Origin of the sequence: Shewanella sp. Iso12 (assembly GCF_012030025.1) — a bacterium.
Lineage (GTDB): Bacteria > Pseudomonadota > Gammaproteobacteria > Enterobacterales > Shewanellaceae > Shewanella > Shewanella algae.
This window is the reverse complement of sequence record NZ_JAAUHW010000004.1, coordinates 156614-174523: the sequence shown is the minus strand read 5'-3', so window position 1 is coordinate 174523 and position 17910 is coordinate 156614. Positions and strand designations below refer to the sequence as shown.

Annotated in this window: 12 protein-coding genes; 6 read left to right on the top strand and 6 right to left on the bottom strand. The window is 51.0% G+C overall.

Annotation, left to right across the window (positions count from 1 at the left end; all coding sequences use genetic code 11):
- Positions 1-18: 18 nt before the first annotated feature.
- The 6 genes from HCX89_RS09555 to HCX89_RS09530 all read right to left on the bottom strand — a co-directional run bounded on the left by HCX89_RS09555 (position 19) and on the right by HCX89_RS09530 (position 11250).
- Positions 19-1233, bottom strand: coding sequence for an RsmB/NOP family class I SAM-dependent RNA methyltransferase (locus HCX89_RS09555; RefSeq protein ID WP_167715822.1), 1215 nt, complete (start codon positions 1231-1233; stop codon positions 19-21).
- Positions 1234-1395: 162 nt separating this feature from the next.
- Positions 1396-2553: a PleD family two-component system response regulator gene (locus HCX89_RS09550; RefSeq protein ID WP_051472708.1), complete on the bottom strand. Its 1158-nt coding sequence runs from the start codon at positions 2551-2553 to the stop codon at positions 1396-1398.
- Between the two features lie 25 nt (positions 2554-2578).
- Positions 2579-7240, bottom strand: a complete 4662-nt coding sequence (locus tag HCX89_RS09545; protein ID WP_167715820.1) for an ATP-binding protein — start codon at positions 7238-7240, stop codon at positions 2579-2581.
- A gap of 719 nt (positions 7241-7959) precedes the next feature.
- A complete protein-coding gene (locus tag HCX89_RS09540; RefSeq protein ID WP_025010261.1) occupies positions 7960-8877 on the bottom strand; it encodes a pseudouridine-5'-phosphate glycosidase in 918 nt (305 codons plus the stop codon).
- Positions 8871-9962: a PfkB family carbohydrate kinase gene (locus tag HCX89_RS09535; RefSeq protein ID WP_071237420.1), complete on the bottom strand. Its 1092-nt coding sequence runs from the start codon at positions 9960-9962 to the stop codon at positions 8871-8873. Before HCX89_RS09535 ends, HCX89_RS09540 begins: the two co-directional genes overlap by 7 nt.
- Positions 9963-10551: 589 nt before the next feature.
- Positions 10552-11250: a DUF3334 family protein gene (locus HCX89_RS09530; RefSeq protein WP_167715817.1), complete on the bottom strand. Its 699-nt coding sequence runs from the start codon at positions 11248-11250 to the stop codon at positions 10552-10554.
- Positions 11251-11566: 316 nt separating this feature from the next.
- Between HCX89_RS09530 and HCX89_RS09525 the strand changes: the two genes are divergently transcribed.
- The 6 genes from HCX89_RS09525 (at position 11567) to HCX89_RS09500 (ending at position 17743) form a co-directional block, all read left to right on the top strand.
- The gene (locus HCX89_RS09525) at positions 11567-13201 is read left to right on the top strand and encodes a methyl-accepting chemotaxis protein (protein ID WP_167715814.1); all 1635 of its coding nucleotides are present in this window, start codon (positions 11567-11569) and stop codon (positions 13199-13201) included.
- Between the two features lie 392 nt (positions 13202-13593).
- Complete coding sequence (locus tag HCX89_RS09520) at positions 13594-13983, top strand: ACT domain-containing protein (protein WP_025010258.1); 390 nt, start codon at positions 13594-13596, stop codon at positions 13981-13983.
- Between the two features lie 79 nt (positions 13984-14062).
- Positions 14063-14320 carry an HPr family phosphocarrier protein gene (locus tag HCX89_RS09515; RefSeq protein ID WP_028779985.1) on the top strand — a complete coding sequence of 86 codons (258 nt, stop codon included), beginning with the start codon at positions 14063-14065 and terminating at the stop codon, positions 14318-14320.
- An 11-nt stretch (positions 14321-14331) separates the two neighbouring features.
- Positions 14332-16035 (top strand): phosphoenolpyruvate--protein phosphotransferase, encoded by a 1704-nt coding sequence (gene ptsP / locus HCX89_RS09510; RefSeq protein ID WP_028779986.1) that lies wholly within the window; start codon positions 14332-14334, stop codon positions 16033-16035.
- A gap of 121 nt (positions 16036-16156) precedes the next feature.
- A complete protein-coding gene (gene crr, locus HCX89_RS09505) occupies positions 16157-16666 on the top strand; it encodes a PTS glucose transporter subunit IIA (RefSeq protein ID WP_144128426.1) in 510 nt (169 codons plus the stop codon).
- Between the two features lie 546 nt (positions 16667-17212).
- Entirely contained in the window at positions 17213-17743 is a 531-nt protein-coding gene (locus HCX89_RS09500; RefSeq protein ID WP_096141908.1) for a hypothetical protein, read from the top strand.
- Positions 17744-17910: the final 167 nt, after the last annotated feature.

The window sequence follows — 17910 nt, the reverse complement described above, 5'->3', positions numbered from 1 at the left end:
CTCAAACAGGCCTGATTGTTACTCGGCTATCCGCTCAAGCCTTGCCAGATAGAAGCCATCGAAACCGGTTTTGGCCGGGCTGATGGTTTCCTCATCGAGTAAGCGGAAATGGCTTTGCTGCTTCAGAAAACGCGCTACCTGCTGCTCGTTTTCCTGCGGCATGATCGAGCAAGTGGCGTAAACCAGGATCCCGCCCACCTTCACCATGCGGCTGTAACTGCCGAGAATATGCTCCTGCAGTTCCATCAGCACCGGCAAGCGCTCAGGGGTATCACGCCATTTGGTGTCCGGGTTGCGTTTCAGCACCCCAAGCCCTGAGCAAGGCACATCCAAAAGTACCCTGTCGGCACTGAGTTTCAAACGTTTGATGGTCTTGCTGGATGCAATAAGCCGGGTTTCCACATTGTGGGCGCCGGCGCGGCGAGCCCGCTGTTTGAGGTTATCCAGCTTCCACTGCTCAACATCCATCGCCAGCAGTCGTCCCTTGCCCTGCATTTTGGCGGCTAGGTGCAGCGTCTTGCCGCCGGCACCGGCGCAGGCATCAATGACCCGCATCCCTGGTTCAACCCCAAGAGCTTCGGCGACATGTTGCGAGCCGGCATCCTGCTGCTCGAACCAGCCCGACTTGAAGCATTCGGTGCGAAACAGCGCTGAATCTGAAATCACTTCAAGAGCGCTGGCAACCTCGGGGACTTCACAAGTCTCGACCCCTTCCTTGGCAAGACGAGCCTTGAGTTTTTCCCGGCTGCACTTAAGCAAATTGGTGCGCAGATAACGTTTGGGGGCCTGAGTCAAGGCATGGCGCTCGGCCGGCCAGTTATCGCCCAGTTGTTCACTCCCTAGCGCTTCGAGCCACTGTGGGCAACCATCGAGCAGCGCAGGCATAGCCTGGGCCTCAGCCATCCGCTGCTCAAGCAGCTCACTGTCCATCTGCAGCGCGTAGCGCATTTTCGGCAGCTCAAGGCCATTGGCCATATGCCAGGCGTTGATGAGTCTCGTGCCTTCACGCTCAATTTGATCCGCTGCAACATCGGCCAGAAAGCTGTAATAACTTAAACGGCGCAAAATATCACCGGTGACCAGAGCAATTCTGGCTTGCTCCCAAGGCTTGAGGCGCTCAGGTGCAAACTGCTTTGAGTAGGCGCGATCCAGCGGCGCACCTTGGGTCAGTACCTGATTGAGAATCGCAATGACCAGCTCACTGGCGTGTTCGCTAAGCGGGGAGTTAAGCATATTTGGGCCTCGGGATGGAAAACCGCTGGATCATAGGAGTTCGCCCCCAGCTCTGCAAGGGGCTTGAGTGGCTTTGGCGGGATTAATCGGTTTTTAACTGAAAGTTTGCTGTATTTGCGCACCGTCTGTAGCGCTCCCCTAGGGCGAGGTAAAAAAGCCAGCTCAATTAAGCACGCTGCGAATTTTCTTCAGCAAGGTGTCGGCATTGGTGGGTTTGATAATGTAATCCTCTGCGCCCAACAATAGGGAGTTTTGGAAATGATCCACATCGGCATAGCTGGTGAGCATGATCAGCGGGATTTCCTGCAGCATGGGGGTTTTCTTGCAGACTTTGAGGGTTTCAATGCCGTCAAGTATCGGCATGTCTATGTCCAATAAGATGAGATCCGGCTTGAGGATCTTGGCCTTTAACAGCACTTCTACCCCATTGGTGGCCCTCTCAGCCCGATAACCATGCTGTTCCAGGATAGTAACTATGATTTTCAACACCACATCCTGATCGTCGGCCACCACTATGGTAGCCTTCTTGCCGCTGTCTTTTTTCTCCAATGCCGCCTTTTGCTGCAGCATCTGGTTTGAGAGCTCGTTGAACAATGACTCGCTCTTTTCCTTGAGGCGATTGAGTTGCGGGTTGATGGAGTAACGTTTCAGCTCCTCAATAAACTTGTTGATCTCTTCATCCGGCAGCGAGTGAAATACCCGCCTGAAAGCCTGCATGAAAGCACTTTCAGAGATGGAACTGAGTATTCCGTCAACATCTTGCATTATGCTGGTGATCAGCGACGACTGTTGCTTGCTGGCCACTTTGACTGACTCGTTGAGTCCTTCCAGGCAATCGGCAGTGTTTTGCAGCTCATACTGCATATCCAGATCCTGTTGATCGAAACGCTTGAGCTCGGATTTAAGCGCTATGATCTCAAGCAACTTGTATAGGGTGAGGATGATTTTATTATTGTCATAGATGGGCCGAATGGTGTCGTAACTGTCAAAAGCTTCGCGGCGACACAGTTCAAACGCCTGAGCCCGACAACTTTTTTCACACAACAACATACTCGCCTGTGGCACTGTTCTCAGGGCATTGAAGTGTTCATTGCCCTGGAGAAAACGCTTCAGACTCTCGGCATGGGCCACATCCTGAAAACAATAGACCAATAGCATTCGGGTATGTTTCTCTTTTGAAAGACTCGCCAGTTCCTTGTTCTCCACCCGGATATCCACTCTGAGAACCCGCTCGAAGTAGACATTGACTATGGCTTCCACGGGCTCGACCAGATCCTGATCATCAAAAAACAGTATCAGGCTAGTTACGCTGTCTCTCATCCTTGTTCTCCCGACATACAGGCATTCAGGCCTGGGTAGCTTGTGATTGCGGCATGGCCCGCTTGACCAACGCCGCCTCGTGCTCAATCTGCTGGCGATATTGTGTTGAAGATGTCAATTGCCCTTCGGCGGCCTGTTGCTCCAACTCGGCAAACAGTTTGCCAAGACGCACTGCGCCGGATGAGTTGGCGGCGCCCTTGAGCGCGTGAGCCCGGCGTCTCAGCTCCTGGGCTTCCAGGCTCTCCAGCGCCTCAAACAGCGGCGGCAGTTCCCGCTCAAGTGAAGTAAGAAAGTACTGCACTATGGATTGGATTATCTCGTCATCCTCTGTCCCCAAGATCTCAGCTAACTTGTTGAGATCCAAAGGCGCCTCGGTATGAGCCGAGGGAGAATCGCCGATCATTTCATTCTGGCGGAACTGATTTTGGCCATGCCAGGCCAGTAGTTTGCTTTTGAGGGACTTGAATTCCACCGGCTTGGCCAGATAATCATCCATGCCAGCCGACAGGCAATTTTGCAGTTCGCCGGACATGGCATCTGCAGTGACGGCGATGATCAGGGTATGAGGCAAGTCCTGCTCTTGTTCAAGGCGGCGAATTTCGGCTGTCAGTTCAAAGCCGTCCATTCCAGGCATATGGCAATCGGTAAGCAGCACACTAAAGCCGCCACTCTGCCACATCTTCAATGCTTCGAGGCCATCTTCTGCCAATTCAAAACGGCAGCCCAGCTTCTTCAACTGTAATGAGATCACTTCTCTGTTGGTCTGGTGATCTTCGGCCACCAAGATGGTAAAACCGGCGTCGGTCGCAATATCTGTCTCTGAGACGCTACGGCCAATCCGCGTGGTTTCACCGGGAGCAAACATTTGCCATAACGCTGGATTCTGCCCGCTCAGCATCGCCAGAGCCGCAAGCACAGCCGTGGGTTTGAGCGGATGACAAGAAAGCATACAGACCCTCATATCCGCTTCAACCTTAGAGGTAATCGAGTCTTCATCGAGTAATAACAAGGCACATGGCAGCCCCTTTTCCCCCCGATTGCGATACTGTTTGTAAGCTTGGTAACTGTCGCTGATAAGCAGCTCGGATTCTGCCAAGCAGGCTTGTTCAAATAGGCTGCCTTCAAGTTGCCCGGAATCGAGGCACTGATACTCCAGTTCGAGTTGTTCAACAAGGTGCAACACGGCCACCAGATGTTGTTTGTTGTCGATACAGATAAGCAGTTTGATATTAAGCTCGCTGTAGCGCTGCAGCTCGGTTTCCCGGTATTCATCGGCCGCTTCACAGGGAAGACGGAGCCTGAAGGTACTGCCGGCATCCGGTTGGCTTTCCACCTCGATTTTGCCGCCCATCAAATCAACAAAAGACTTGGTGATACTGAGCCCAAGTCCCGTTCCGCCATATTTACGGGTGGTTGAAGAATCTGCTTGGGTAAAGGGCTCAAATAATTGTCTGAGCTGGGCCTTGGTCATTCCAACCCCATTGTCTATCACCTCGAGGATCATCTCACTGTGGTTGTCATGGCTTTGACGACACTCAGTTCGCAACATAACCAGTCCCTGCTGGCGATTGCTGTGGGTAAACTTGATGGCGTTGCCCACCAAATTGAGCACTATCTGGCGGATACGCACAGGATCCAGGCGGATAAGCACCGGAAGATTCAGATCCGGCAGAATATTGAGAAACACGTTCTTGCTGGCGGCATTGAACCAGAGCACTTCTATGGTCTTCTCCAGAATAGACAGCAAGGAGACAGATTCTATCTCCAGTTCCATCTTGCCGGCTTCTATCTTGGAGAAGTCGAGAATGTCGTTGATGATCTCCAGCAGCGAGAAAGCCGAATCCCGGATGGTGCCTATCATCCGCTGCTGCTCGGCACTGAGACCGGTATCGCGCAGCAAATCTATCATGCCCACGACACCATTCATGGGAGTGCGGATCTCATGGCTCATCACCGCCAGAAAGCGGGACTTGGCCTGGCTCGCCTGATTAGCTTCGGCGCTCTCTCTCGCCAGTGACTGCTGCAGCGCTTTTTCATCGCTAATGTCCTGATTAATACCGAAGAGTTTCACCGCCACACCGTTGCGACGTATGGTGTCACCGGCAGCCTTAACCCAATGGGTCGCCCCGGTGCGCTGATTGATAACCCGAAACTCGGCCCGAAACGGCACCTTGTGATTGATGCAGGCGTTGACATTCGCCTCGGCGTCGGCGATATCTTCGGGATGTACCCGGGCACGCCAATCTCTGAAGGTCAGTTTCTCTGAATTCAGGCCATAGATGCTGCGCATCCTGTTATCCCAGATAAGCTCTCCGGACTCTATGTCCCAGGACCAGTTACCTATTCCACCTGCCTCGGAAGCCAGATCCCGCCCCTTAAGCAACTCCTCCCTTTGTTGCTTGGCCTCCATCAGACCGATTTCAAACTGCTTGCGCTGACTGATATCCTCAAACGCCATTAAAAAATATCTGGGCTGCTCGTGGCTGTCGCGGATGAGGCACACGGAAACATTCAACCAAAGGACACTGTCATCAAGGCGCAAATAGCGTTTTTCATCGCCGTGAAACTTAAGTTCATTGTTGAGCATTTTTTCACTGAAGCGCAGCCATCCATCAAACTGCTTGAGATTGAGCGCCACTTCGGGATCCATACGCGCTATCTGCTCACGGTCACAGCCTGAGATGTCACAGAACTTGTCGTTGACCTCAAGCCACTCGCCACTCATACCTATGCGGGCAAAACCCACTGAAGCCTGCAAAAAGGCCGCCCTATAACCCAGCTCCTGTGCCTGCAAGATGCGATGCTCTGGCCGCTGGATTAATGGACTGGGCCAGAGCCAGTAGAGCTTTGGCGTCAGGCCATGGCTGGCACGCCATTGCAGATGAAACTCCAGTAAGCGGCCATCTTGATGCTTGAGGATCAAAAGCTGTGGCAAATGTTGTCCTGGAGTCCAAAACGGAGAGATAGAGCCAAAACCCAGTTGCAGCAATTCCTCAGGGCTATAGCCCAGTAGCCCGGCAAACGCCTGGCTCACCTCAAGAATATGATGGTCGTCTTTGAGTAACAGGAAAAGCCCTGAGTAAGGCTCTATATTATTGCCGGTATCCACGCCATTGATGCCTGGGATATTGTCGACGAAGCAACCACTGTCCGAGTCCAATGACACCCTTGGCGCCAAGGCACCCGTAACTGTTATCGCTTCAAGTTCCAATAGGCGAAATCGCACTTCCCCAGCGTCATTCTTAATGGGATAACTGCAAACCCTGGTAAAACGGCCATGGCTCCCCGGCATTCGTACCACAGTCGCGCCCCGACTCCATTTTGGCAGCGACATAAAACCGCCGGGGCTGTCGGCCCTGTCGAGAACAGCAGCCATCGTGAGCCTGGTTTCCGCAGAGTCAAAATCACAGATTTCTGCCAGGTTTTTACTGGCATAAATAATGGTACCCGCATCGTCCAGTTCCGTAATAACAAGCGTTCTTGGCAATTGTTCAAGACTGGATTGCCATAATTGCAACTGTTGATTTTGCCGCTCAATCACCATCCAATGCTGCAAACGATTACCCAGATATTCACGAAGTTCGCTAATTTCGCGGCGCATGCCTGACAATGAAACAGCGACAAGATTGAAGCTTTCCATTCCCTGTTCGCGCCCAAGGGCAGTCAGTGTTCTTGCCAGCTTTTCCAGCGGTCTCACAAGGTCGATATAAAGCCAGACAAGGGCGAGCAATAATAGTGTTGTCAGCAGCGCGGCGGGCAAAAGCACTGGATTGGCACTAGGAGGCGGCGTGGCAACAATACTCAGTTGCCAGTCCTGACCATGAAGACCCGTAGCATTGACCGCACGGCTTAACTGCAAGGTTTTTAGCGTTTCATACCCTCTGGCCGGTTGGTTGCCTGCTTCCTCGCCCACCTGAGCAAGCCTCTTCCCTTGAGCGTCCGTAAGCATCACTTCAACCCGGGTAAAACCGGCTGTTTGTAAACGCATGGCTGTAGTATCCAGCAGGGACTCGAAAACTTTGTAATCCAGCGTCGCCAGCCAGTAATAGTTACCGGCTTCCTTGGCTGCTGGAGCATTGCCTTCCTGCTCTTTGAGTCGCAAGCCATCGCCTGAAATCCGGGCAAGGAAGGATACTTGTCTGCCCAATACCGTGTCCTGAGCCAGCAGTGCCACCTGAGGCAGTAACGACAACACAGGTTCGGCCTGTGGCTGCAGTTCGCGCTGAAGTTGCCTCAGGACTGGAGGGGCATTTTCATGTTCCTGGCCGGTTTGCCTATTGGCGGAAGCAAAAATGGGAGTTGAAAGCGCTTGGGATGACAATGCGTATCCCTGGTTATCTATGCTGGTACGGGCAAATATTTGCCCTTGTTCCGACAGGAGCACCAAACGGGTAAAGGCCGGTGTTAGCAGCAGTTGTTCGTCGAGATATTGGGGCAGCTTTTTCTCTTCAGCTTCTGGATGGTTTAAGTAACTCGATAACTGCACAGCCTGGCTTTGGGCAGTTAAGGCGGCGCGCCCCAACAATAATTCAAGTTCCAATTCAGTGGCAGAGGTTTGCTGCTTGAGCTGTTGAAACTGATTGGAATGATGGCGTTCCTGCTGCCCATTTTGGTAGAGGATTAAAATTACGGCCATAGCCAAACAAGCCAGCAGCGCGGCCAGCAGTTGCCGTTTGAACAGACTCACGCCCATCTCCCGCTGTTCCTGGAAATAGGTAATAACCAATAAGCCTGGTACAAATACAAAACCCGGCAGAAACTACTGAGCGGATCATCCTTGAAGTCAGCCATAGCCATCCCTTGGGCATTGAGCCAGAAGCAGAACATCCCCTTTTGCTTTGAATAGCCGTCACTATTGCCGCTATTGCAAAGTCTTGAAGGTAAAATGACCTTAAAGACTATGGCGTGCGACAACTGCAAGCTATTTAGGATAAGCATAGACAATGGATTGAAAAAAAGCGGGAAACTCTTGCCCTATGAGGAGATGGCGATTGAGCTGGCTTTGAATTATATGGATAGTCTAAGGGCCGGGACAATTGCAGAGTAGAAGGGGATAGCCAAGGAAAGAAGCACAACTGAAATGGTTTGGAACCAGCATACCTGAGTCAGCCTGAGGCTTTCGTTACCTAGCATTTCAAGCAATGGGATCAAATTATTTGATCTAAAAATGCTCACTATCCACATGTTTTTAAATGTTAAAACCGCAAATCTCACACAGATAACTGATTTTTTATTGAAATTGATTCACATCAGTTTAGCGCTGTTTATTTGAACGTAACCCTAAGACAAGGGAAGATACTCAGCCTGGACGTCACGCTATACCATAGCTCCCGTGCCTGAGTTCCAAAAAGAAACCCGACGAGTGTCGGGTTTCTTGAGATAGCTTAATGGTTCAAAAACAGCTGATTAGCGGGCCACGTACTCGCGGGCAATCTCAGCCGCCAACTTGGCATTGTTGTAAACCAGCTCTATGTTGGCGGTCAGGCTGTGACCTTCGGTAATTTCGGCAACTTTGGCCAACAGAAACGGCGTTGAAGCCTTACCGCCTATGCCTTTCTCATCCATTTCAGCCACTGCGCGGGCGATGGCGCCATCGATCAGTGCTTTATCCAAAGCATGCTCGTGAGGAATTGGGTTGGCAATCACCATACCGCCCTTGAGCCCCATGTCCCACTTGGCTTTCATGGCGGCAGCCACTTCTACCGGCTGCTCCAAGCGATAGTCGACACCGAAGTCACTCTCGCGGGTATAGAAAGCCGGCAGTTTATCAGTTTGGAAACCAACGACAGGCACGCCTTGCGTTTCCAGATATTCACGGGTCAGGCCCAGATCCAGAATAGACTTGGCACCGGCGCAAACCACGGCCACATCTGTGTTGGCCAGCTCCTGCAAATCGGCAGAGATATCGAAAGTTTGCTGAGCGCCGCGGTGCACACCGCCGATACCACCGGTAGCAAACACCTTAATACCGGCCATTGCCGCCAGGATCATGGTAGAAGCAACTGTGGTGGCACCGTCTGCACCTTTGGCAACAATAAAGGGAATGTCACGGCGACTGGTTTTGATAACGGCTTCACCGGCCTTGCCCAAGTAATTGATCTCTTCCTGGCTCATGCCCACTTTGAGGCGGCCCTTGAGAATGGCGATGGTTGCGGGTACAGCGCCGTTATCACGGATGATCTGCTCCACCTTGAGCGCTGTCTCAACGTTCTGCGGATACGGCATACCATGGGAAATAATGGTCGATTCCAGAGCGACCACCGGCTTGCCTTGTTCCAGGGCTGCTTGAACTTCAGGATGAATATCCAGATACTGCTTCAGCATAACGACTCCTTGATAATACGGTTTACAGAGATTTCAGACATATTGGGGTTGATAGTTGCGATATGAGACAGCGCCAACCGGGCCGCGGCCATCGCAAATTCTGTGGTTTCCAGCAATGGCCACTGCTTGAGCCAACCGTGAGCCAATCCGGCCAGGAAGGCATCTCCGGCGCCATTGGCGTTGACCATTTCCACCTGCTTGGCGCTCACCATCTGTGACTCACCGCCATCGCTGACAAATACACCTTCACTGCCCATACTGAGGAAGATCCGCTTGACGCCCTGGTCATGGAACCAGTTAGCGATAGCGCTTAAGTCTTCTTTGCTGCGCATTTCGATGCCGGAGAGGTGCTCGGCTTCTTTGAGGTTGGGTTTGAGGGTGTGGATGGCGTTGAGGTAAGGCTTGATTTTCATCGCCTTGACACAGGAAACCGTGTCAATAAATACCGGAACTTGAGGGAAGTTGCTCAGCAGATAGGATAAAGCGGCTTCGGAAAGGTTGGTATCCAACACCAGCAGTTCAGCGCGGCGCAGCATATCTTCCAGCCCCTTGAGCACTTCAGGGCCCAATCTTTCCAAAATGGCCATGTCGTTGATGGCTACATGCATATCGGCGTCACCATCCAGTACCGAAAGATAGGTGGAGGTCACCGCGTCTTCGAACTGCAAACTGTTGCCCATATCGACTCCGGCCTGACGACACTGGGCGGTGATCATTTCACCATAGGCGTCTTTGCCTACCGCCGTCACCAGTCGGGTATCTGAACCCAGACGAGCCAGGTTTTCAGCGATGTTGCGCCCAACACCGCCGGGTGAACAACTGACGCTGCCGGGATTGGAATCCCCTACCCTGAGCTTGGAAGCCGGCCGGCCAAGAATATCCATATTGGCGCCGCCTATCACGACCGCAAAGGGATTCTCCGCCAAGATATACCCCTTGCCACGGATCACGCCTTTGTGAGTCAAGTTCATGATATGACCTGCGACTGCAGAGCGGGTTATGCCCAGCTGATCAGCAAGTTTTTGCTGCGGTATCAAAGGGTCAGCTTTAATAAGGGCCAGAATTTCGAGTTCACGTTCTGTCATTGGCGCTTTCCTGTGCAAACATTTGTTCTTGTAACAAACTTTTGTTTGCACAATAAACACTATGTCCGAGGCTGGCAAGCGGAATTTAACCCCTAATTACAACTTCGTGATCTACTCAGCAATTTTTAACAAGTCGAAGTTTTTATAAAAAACCCATCAATTCATATAGATACACTAAATCAATCAGGACATGTCCTGTCATAAAAACAATAAAAGTGGTTGAAGTTAACCGCGGCAAGTTTGAGTGCAACATCTGTTGTATTGTCGTAAACGGCAGGGCTCAGTGTTGCTGAATAGCAGCCCTGCTTGTGCCACGTCTGTGCTAGTGATTGCAACGTCACCCACAAAGACAGGCTGCTCCGCTATTCGCCTGATGGCTTAAATGATAAGTAACTCAAAGGATTGAGTAGCTATAGGGACAAAGTTAATAGAGAAATACTGACCTGGAAAGCGAGAATGAAAGCGCCCTTGACTGAGCGCCTTACAGTGTGTGGAGAGCAGTCGTTATTGCACTGTTCAAAAGCAGGGCCGCGGACAAGCTAACGCCGCCCGCTGACAAAAGGACTGATAACATCACGCCTGCAAAATGTCAGATGCCCAGCTCTTTGAACAGATCGTCTGTGTCATCATCGGCATTGGCGGCCTTAACCCAAGGCGATTCCGGCGCTTTGCCCTGCACCTGTTGATTGCCGTGACGGGCCAGCAACAAATCCGGATCAAACTCTTCATCGGTTTCAAACTCGGCCAAGCGGATAAACTCTGTCTTGTCCATGGCAAACTCAAGATAGAAGATATGGTTGTTTTCTGTCTTGAACGACACCCGGCGGGCTATAGGATCATCCAGGTTGGCATCGATAGAGATAGTCAGCTCCTTGTTGATGGTCAACATCTTTGGCTGGCTCTGACTGATGGACGTTTGCAGCTCCTTGGACACCTTACCGATAAAGTCCCCCAGCATCTGATTCATCAATTCGCCCATCACATTGCCCACCTCGTCTGAGGTATGAGAGAAAGCCAACTCCTCCTCCGGCATGCCCATATGCAGCATGTAGCGGCGATAGATTTCCAACGCGGCGGCCGCTGAAAAGTTGATCACCACCAGGCCTGAGAAGCCACCATCAAAAATAGAGAAACACCCAACGTCCGGCTTGAGTCGGGTACGGGTTATCTTTTGCACTATACCTGCGTGGGACAGAGTGCTGGCGGTGGTAGCCGACAAGACATGGGTCACAGAGTGACAGAGTTTCAGCAAAATATCGTCCGAGCTAATGACTTGAGGTGTATTCATGAAGAGAGACCAATAATAGACATAAGGTTAATTCTGAGCCGATTTTGTTTAAAAATCAAAGTGAAAACAACAAATTAGCCCTTTACTTATGACATGTGTGATCCAACACATCTTAAGCTTTTGATATTAGAGCCGATATCCAGAATGCAGCCTCAAAGGCATGAGGCCTGTTTTCCCCTCTGTTGGCAAGATTTAACGCGAACAATGAGCGCGATCAACAAAGCAATACACGCAAGGTAAAAAGGTTTCACTTGGTTTTTCCATCGCGTTATAGTCGCTGCCAACTACCTAATAAGAAATAACAAAGGAGTACAAAATGGCATTACTCAGGAAGCTCACCATTCTTCAGCGCCTTATCCTTATGTTGGTTCTGGCCGCGATAGGCACCCTGTGTTTCGCCAGTTTTTCCATCAAAGAACAGTATGACAATCTGATAACCCAGAAATGGCTGCAAAATGATGCCCAGTTGAACACGGCCCTGTCTGTAGTTGCCGCACATCGCACTCAGGCAAAGGCGGGTAAACTGACTCTCGAAGAGGCGCAACAGGAGTCGGCCGCCTTGATCGGTCAGATGCGTTATGGCCGTGAAGGCTACTTTATTCTGTTGTCGGATCAGGGCAAGATCATCGCTCACGGCGCCGAGCCTTCGCTGGTGGGTCAAGCCATTGCCGGTTATCGCATCAAAGACGGCAGCAATCCGCTGGCCCAACTACAACAACAAGCCAAGGCCAATGGCACAGGCAAACTCAGCTATGAGATCCGAAACCCGGCCAGTGGCAATAGCGAAGAAAAGCTCACCGAATCCAGATATGACAAAGATTGGGGCTGGACCCTGCTGACCGGCACATATATCAGCGATGTCAACGCCACCATGAAGTCAGTCTCAATCGATTATCTGATCATTATGATGTTGATTTCAGCGCCGATTTTCATCTTCTTCCTGGTGCTCAATCAATCCATTACCGCACCGCTCAAGACCGCCATCGCCGCAATGGAGGATATTGCCCAAGGTGAAGGCGACCTCAGTAAAAGGCTCGAGGGTCAAGGCCGTGATGAAGTGGCTGCACTCGCCCGTGCCTTTAACAGTTTTGTAGAGAAGATAGGTAGAACCGTCAGCGAACTGCAGCCACTTGGTGCATCGCTGGGCGAGGACGCCGAGCACCTGACAGTCGCAGTCAAAGAGTCCAACCACAGCGCCGATAACATCCACAGAGAAACCGCCAGCGTGGCTACCGCCGTGAATCAGATGCTGGCAACCACACAGGAGATGGCCAACAATACCCAGCAGGCTGCCGATGCCGCTTCCAGCGTCAAACAACAAGCCCTCAGCGGTAAAGAGACCATGGATGCAACACTGGCAAACTGCCAGGAGCTGGTGCGCGAACTGCAGGCTGCAGAAAATCTTACCGAAACCCTGGGTCAGGCTTCAGGCAGAATTGGCGGCATTCTCGACGTTATCCGCACCATTGCCGAACAAACCAACCTTTTGGCACTCAACGCCGCCATCGAAGCCGCCCGCGCAGGTACTCACGGCCGCGGCTTTGCGGTAGTGGCCGATGAAGTGCGCGCCCTTGCCAACCGCACTCAGGACTCCACCAACGAAATACACAAGCTGATCAGTGAAATTCAATCCGGTGTCAGCGCCGTTATGGAGAGTAACAGCCAAACACAGAGCCAATCCTCCGAGCTGCAAAAACAGGCCGAAGCGGCAGGCTCTGCCATGGATCAAATCCTTTCCCTGGTCGCGCAGATAAGCGATATGAATACCCAACTTGCCAGCGCTACCGAAGAGCAATCTTTGGTGACCGAAGAGATCAATCGCAATGTCAGCACCATTTCTGAGCTGACTCAAGTTTCAGTGCAAGCCAATGCCAGCAACCAAAGCGCGGCGATGTCGCTTGAGCAGATCAGCCTGAACATGCGCCGCACTCTGGGGCAATTCAAGATCTAACATCTCGAGGGGCAGAACGTATTCTGCCCCTTTCTTATTGTGATAAGCTAAGGAAGGTGCAAATGAGTCCTCGTGGCACTCTGGTTTGCACAGCAATTGGCGTTCAAGGCATCTGACTGAAGGCATGCCGGGGCCTGTCGAAGTCGGATAACGCAGAGAGCCGGTTGCTGTGAAAACCCCGAAGGGCGTGGCTTACAGACCTGCCTGCTGTGTTGTGCTTCTTGCAAAGGACTAGGGCCATATGCGGCGAACCACGCCTTGCATCCAGGCCTGTAAGCCGACGCAGAGCACACATGGGACTTGTTCGCACCTTCCCGGAGTTTGCCGTACCCGGCAGGTGATACCGCAGCGGCGGCCATTAGGTCGCCCGGGCGAGAAAAGAGGTATTGGCTTTGCGCATGACATTGGCGGTCTATCCGCAGCTATTCACTATCCACAGTTTCAGCTCAGATACTCAGGTTCCGGCCGAGGTACTCAGCCAGCCGCTGTTTTTTATCGCCAAAACCCGCGAGGAACTTTCAGTAGTCGTCGATTGTAAACTGGAGCTCGATAGCCTGGAGCAGGAAGAAGACTGGCGTTGTCTTGAGCTTTTAGGGCCACTCGGCTTTTCCATGACGGGTATCATGGCCAGAGTCTCGGCGACTCTCGCCGATGCCCATGTGAGTATTTTTACTGTTTCAACCTTCGATACCGACTATATACTGCTGAAGAAAGATAAGTTGGATACCGCCATTCGCGCCCTCAGAAAGCAGCAATATCAGGTTATTGAATATGGCAATTGACGGCTTGTTCGCCGGAGTATTGCAAAACGTCAGCCGTTACCGGATATTATTCAGTTAATTACATGAGTCAAAGAAGTCTATGTACGAAAAAACCGTCACTATTACCGCCAAACACGGGATCCATACCCGCCCTGCCGCACTGCTGGTAAAAGAGGCGAAACAGTACGATTGTGATGTGATGGTTGAGTGCCAGGGCAAACAAGCCAGTGCCAAGAGTCTGTTCAAGTTGCAGACACTGGGGCTCTATCAAGGCGTGTCTGTCAGAGTATTTGCCGAAGGTGAACAAGCTCGCGAAGCCGTTGAACGGGTGTCGGAACTGTTGATCACCTTAAGTTGAGAGGAACACAGATGCGCCTCGCCGGAATTGCAGTCTCATCGGGTATCGCCTTCGGAGAAGCGGTAGTCTACAACCCCTTTGACAACAGCATGGATTACCGCCTGCTGCCACTTGCCAAAATCCCTCAAGAGCTGAATAAGCTCACCCAGGCACTGCAGCGCTTGTGCCAGCAGTTACAGACCAGCCTGGATAAACTGACCGAAGATTCAGACAACTTCCAATTGGTGGAAGCCGATCTGCTGCTACTGGAAGATGCCGAACTTATTCAACAAATTCGCGAGTCCATCAGTGGGCTGCAGTTTTCAGCCACAGCGGCGGTAGAGCGGGTCTTTGCCCACCAGGCCAGTGAACTTGAAGCGTTGGAAGACCCTTACCTTGCAAACCGGGCCCAGGACGTACGCTGCCTCGGCAGACGACTTATCAGCAGTATCAACGGCGCCGATGCCGATGGCCTGGATAAACTCAAACATGACTCCATCTTGTTGGCCCAGGATCTGACACCGGCGGAATTTGCCCTGCTGCCCCTTGAACATATCAAAGGCATCATACTGAAGACCGGTGGCCTCACCAGCCACACGGCTATCCTGGCCCGTGCCGCCGGCATCCCCGCCCTGCTTTCCTGCAACTATCAAACAGGCAATATCAATGCCGGCGATCCGCTCATTCTGGATGCCAACCAAGGTGCCTTATTTGTTCGCCCGGAGCAAACCGAAGTCACAGAGCTTAAGCAGAGATTTGAGCGCGAGCAGGCAAGACGCAGCGCACTGGAGCAATACCGGGACAGGCAGACCCAGACCCAGGACGGCAAACGTATCAGCCTAATGGCCAACGTGGGTAACCTCAATGAGATCTCCCGTCTGCCCCAGGTCGGCGCGGAAGGAATAGGCCTGTTTCGTACCGAATTCATGCTGATGGATGTCAGTTGCATTCCAGATGAAAAGGCTCAGTACAACCTTTATTGCGATGCCCTGCAGCTGCTCAACGGCCAGCCCTTCACCATACGCACTCTGGATATAGGTGCAGACAAGGAACTGCCTTGCCTGGATCAGGCAATAGAAGACAATCCTGCGCTTGGCATGCGCGGCGTGCGCTACACCCTTAAACATCCTGAAATTCTGCAGACACAACTACGGGCCGTATTGCGCGCCGCCAATCATGGTCCGGTTCGGTTGATGCTGCCCATGGTTAATCAGGTTGAAGAGTTGGACGCCGTACTGGATATGCTGGAGCACTGCAAACAGCAGCTCAGCGAGGCCGAGAAAGGCTATGGAGAAATCACCCTTGGCATAGTGGTGGAAACCCCTGCCGCGGTTATGAACCTGCCAACGCTGCTGCCAAAGCTGGACTTTATCAGCATAGGTACCAATGACTTGACGCAATATGCCATGGCGGCGGACAGGACCAACCCTGAATTAACCCGGGATTATCCCTCATTTTCACCGGCGATCCTCAGGCTGATTGCCATGACAATAGCAGACGCCAAAGCGGCCAACATCAGGGTGTCTTTGTGCGGAGAGCTGGCAGGTGATCCGCGCATTGCGCCAATACTGATGGGCATGGGGCTGGACGAGTTGTCGGTCAACCCCGGCTCTGTGCTGGAAGTCAAAGCGGCGCTGTGCGAGGGTAACTTCAGTCAATTTGCAGACCAGGCCAAAAAAGCACTCGCCTGCACTCGATTGTCTGAATTGACATCCTTGATCTCCCTCTGTCATTAAGGCTGTTAATTCAGTATGCTAAGCAAAAATCCCCTTCCCCAACCTGAACGTTGTCGAGGGACTGTTTAACCGGAAACCAGAAGTCATCCGGAAACCAAAAACAAAAAGGACAAAACAACCCATGGGATTTTTAAGCCGGATCCGCCGCATGGTATCGGGGCAGCCCAACATAGAAGGCGGCATAAAAGTTTATGCCCCTATCAGTGGCGATATTGTTGCCATTGAAAAAGTCCCGGATGTGGTCTTCGCCGAAAAGATTGTCGGCGATGGCATCGCCATAGAGCCCAAAGGCCAGTTTATGCTGGCGCCGATTGACGGCACTATAGGCAAAATTTTTGAGACCAACCATGCTTTCAGCATAGAGTCGCCCCAAGGGTTGGAGCTGTTTGTTCACTTTGGCGTTGGTACCATAGAACTTAGAGGAAAAGGCTTCAAACGCCTGGCCCAGGAAGGCCAGGACGTTAAAGCCGGCGAACCTATACTGGAGTTTGACCTCAATTTTCTCAAAGATCAGGTCAACAGCCTGCTCACCCCTGTGGTGCTGGCTAATATGGAAGACGTTAAGTATCTGGAAAAACGCCAGGGTAGCGTCAGCGCCGGCAAAGATGTGATATTTACAGTTCAGGTTTAGATGGCTGGCAAACGGATAACGCTCAAGTGCATTATTTGTCCGAGTGCATTTGAGCTTCTCCAAGGCCACAAAAGCGCATCTGCCCCTTCCAGTACTGATAACCAAGTCTGCAGGCCATGGTAGAGCCACCATGAGACTTATTCAAACCAATCCTGAAGGCTCAACATTGCATCATCTTTCCGCTTATCTCACCTTTTAGTGATTGATTAACCCGAAAATGCTATTTATTGTCTATAAAACTCAGTATGTTAGACATAACAAATTCAAAGGTGGACGCTTGAGCTATTGAACTTGAGCTGAAAAGATTGGAGTCTTTCTCAAATAATACAGAAAAGGTGAACAGGCCATGGGTGAACTGAATGCATTATTCCATAAAGTACTGGGTTGACTCGTCAATGTTAGCTATCGAGTGAATTGCAGCCTGTCTCCCCCAGGTTAGAATCCCATATACCGTAAATTTGCGGGCTCACCTGCAAATTCAGCACAATACCCAGTACAAAACTTGACCGCCCACTATCTGTAAAATTGACAGTTTAGGACTTGAACATGACAGCAATCAGTGAAGAATACTATGTTTTATCAAATAACTATTCAAAGGTGAACTTCGTTGTCAATATGGAAGATGATCGAGAGTTTAGCTTGTTGATGGACAAGGAAATATCAACATCTACCCCAGTGAACTTTGAATGCGTTAGTTTAAAGAGTTTTGAAAGCATTGCGGCTCCATTTGATGTATCTGTCAATACAGAGATATTATTTGACTTGGACTTTCTTTCCACTTTATCTGGGTTGGAACTATATCAGACCTCTCTCATTCCCGCTAAAATTATTAACAAAGACTATATATACCTTCACTGTTACAACATCATAAATATAGAAGAAGAATGTATAGGCTTCGATTTTAGCAAGTTATCCAATATACCGTTAGAGAAAAGGTTAGCCTTTAAACCTTCTTTGGGCGCTATTGTTGTTTTCTTTCACAAATCAATAATAGATAAGCTTAATAGCGTTAAGGAAATGCAATACGTTAAACATAAGAAAGCTTCCGATTGGTCTATAGAATGGGAAATGTCCTGATTCGTAGCGAGTTTACAACTGGCGATATAACTCATCTGGTTTACCATTGACCAAAAACTGATTTAATTTAAAGCAGAATTTAAAAGAATAAGTTGTATAGATACGTTTCTATTATCTGAAGGGTTCTCACCCTAAACTGCCCGCTTCAAGTGGTGCTTCCACGACAG

Excerpts from the sequence above, each read along its gene's own strand:
- HCX89_RS09555 (WP_167715822.1), bottom strand. The coding sequence starts at position 1,233 with ATGCTTAACTCCCCGCTTAGCGAACACGCCAGTGAGCTGGTCATTGCG.
- HCX89_RS09550 (WP_051472708.1), bottom strand. The coding sequence starts at position 2,553 with ATGAGAGACAGCGTAACTAGCCTGATACTGTTTTTTGATGATCAGGAT.
- HCX89_RS09540 (WP_025010261.1), bottom strand. The coding sequence starts at position 8,877 with ATGCTGAAGCAGTATCTGGATATTCATCCTGAAGTTCAAGCAGCCCTG.
- HCX89_RS09535 (WP_071237420.1), bottom strand. The coding sequence starts at position 9,962 with ATGACAGAACGTGAACTCGAAATTCTGGCCCTTATTAAAGCTGACCCT.
- HCX89_RS09530 (WP_167715817.1), bottom strand. The coding sequence starts at position 11,250 with ATGAATACACCTCAAGTCATTAGCTCGGACGATATTTTGCTGAAACTC.
- HCX89_RS09525 (WP_167715814.1), top strand. The coding sequence starts at position 11,567 with ATGGCATTACTCAGGAAGCTCACCATTCTTCAGCGCCTTATCCTTATG.
- HCX89_RS09515 (WP_028779985.1), top strand. The coding sequence starts at position 14,063 with ATGTACGAAAAAACCGTCACTATTACCGCCAAACACGGGATCCATACC.
- ptsP (WP_028779986.1), top strand. The coding sequence starts at position 14,332 with ATGCGCCTCGCCGGAATTGCAGTCTCATCGGGTATCGCCTTCGGAGAA.
- crr (WP_144128426.1), top strand. The coding sequence starts at position 16,157 with ATGGGATTTTTAAGCCGGATCCGCCGCATGGTATCGGGGCAGCCCAAC.
- HCX89_RS09500 (WP_096141908.1), top strand. The coding sequence starts at position 17,213 with ATGACAGCAATCAGTGAAGAATACTATGTTTTATCAAATAACTATTCA.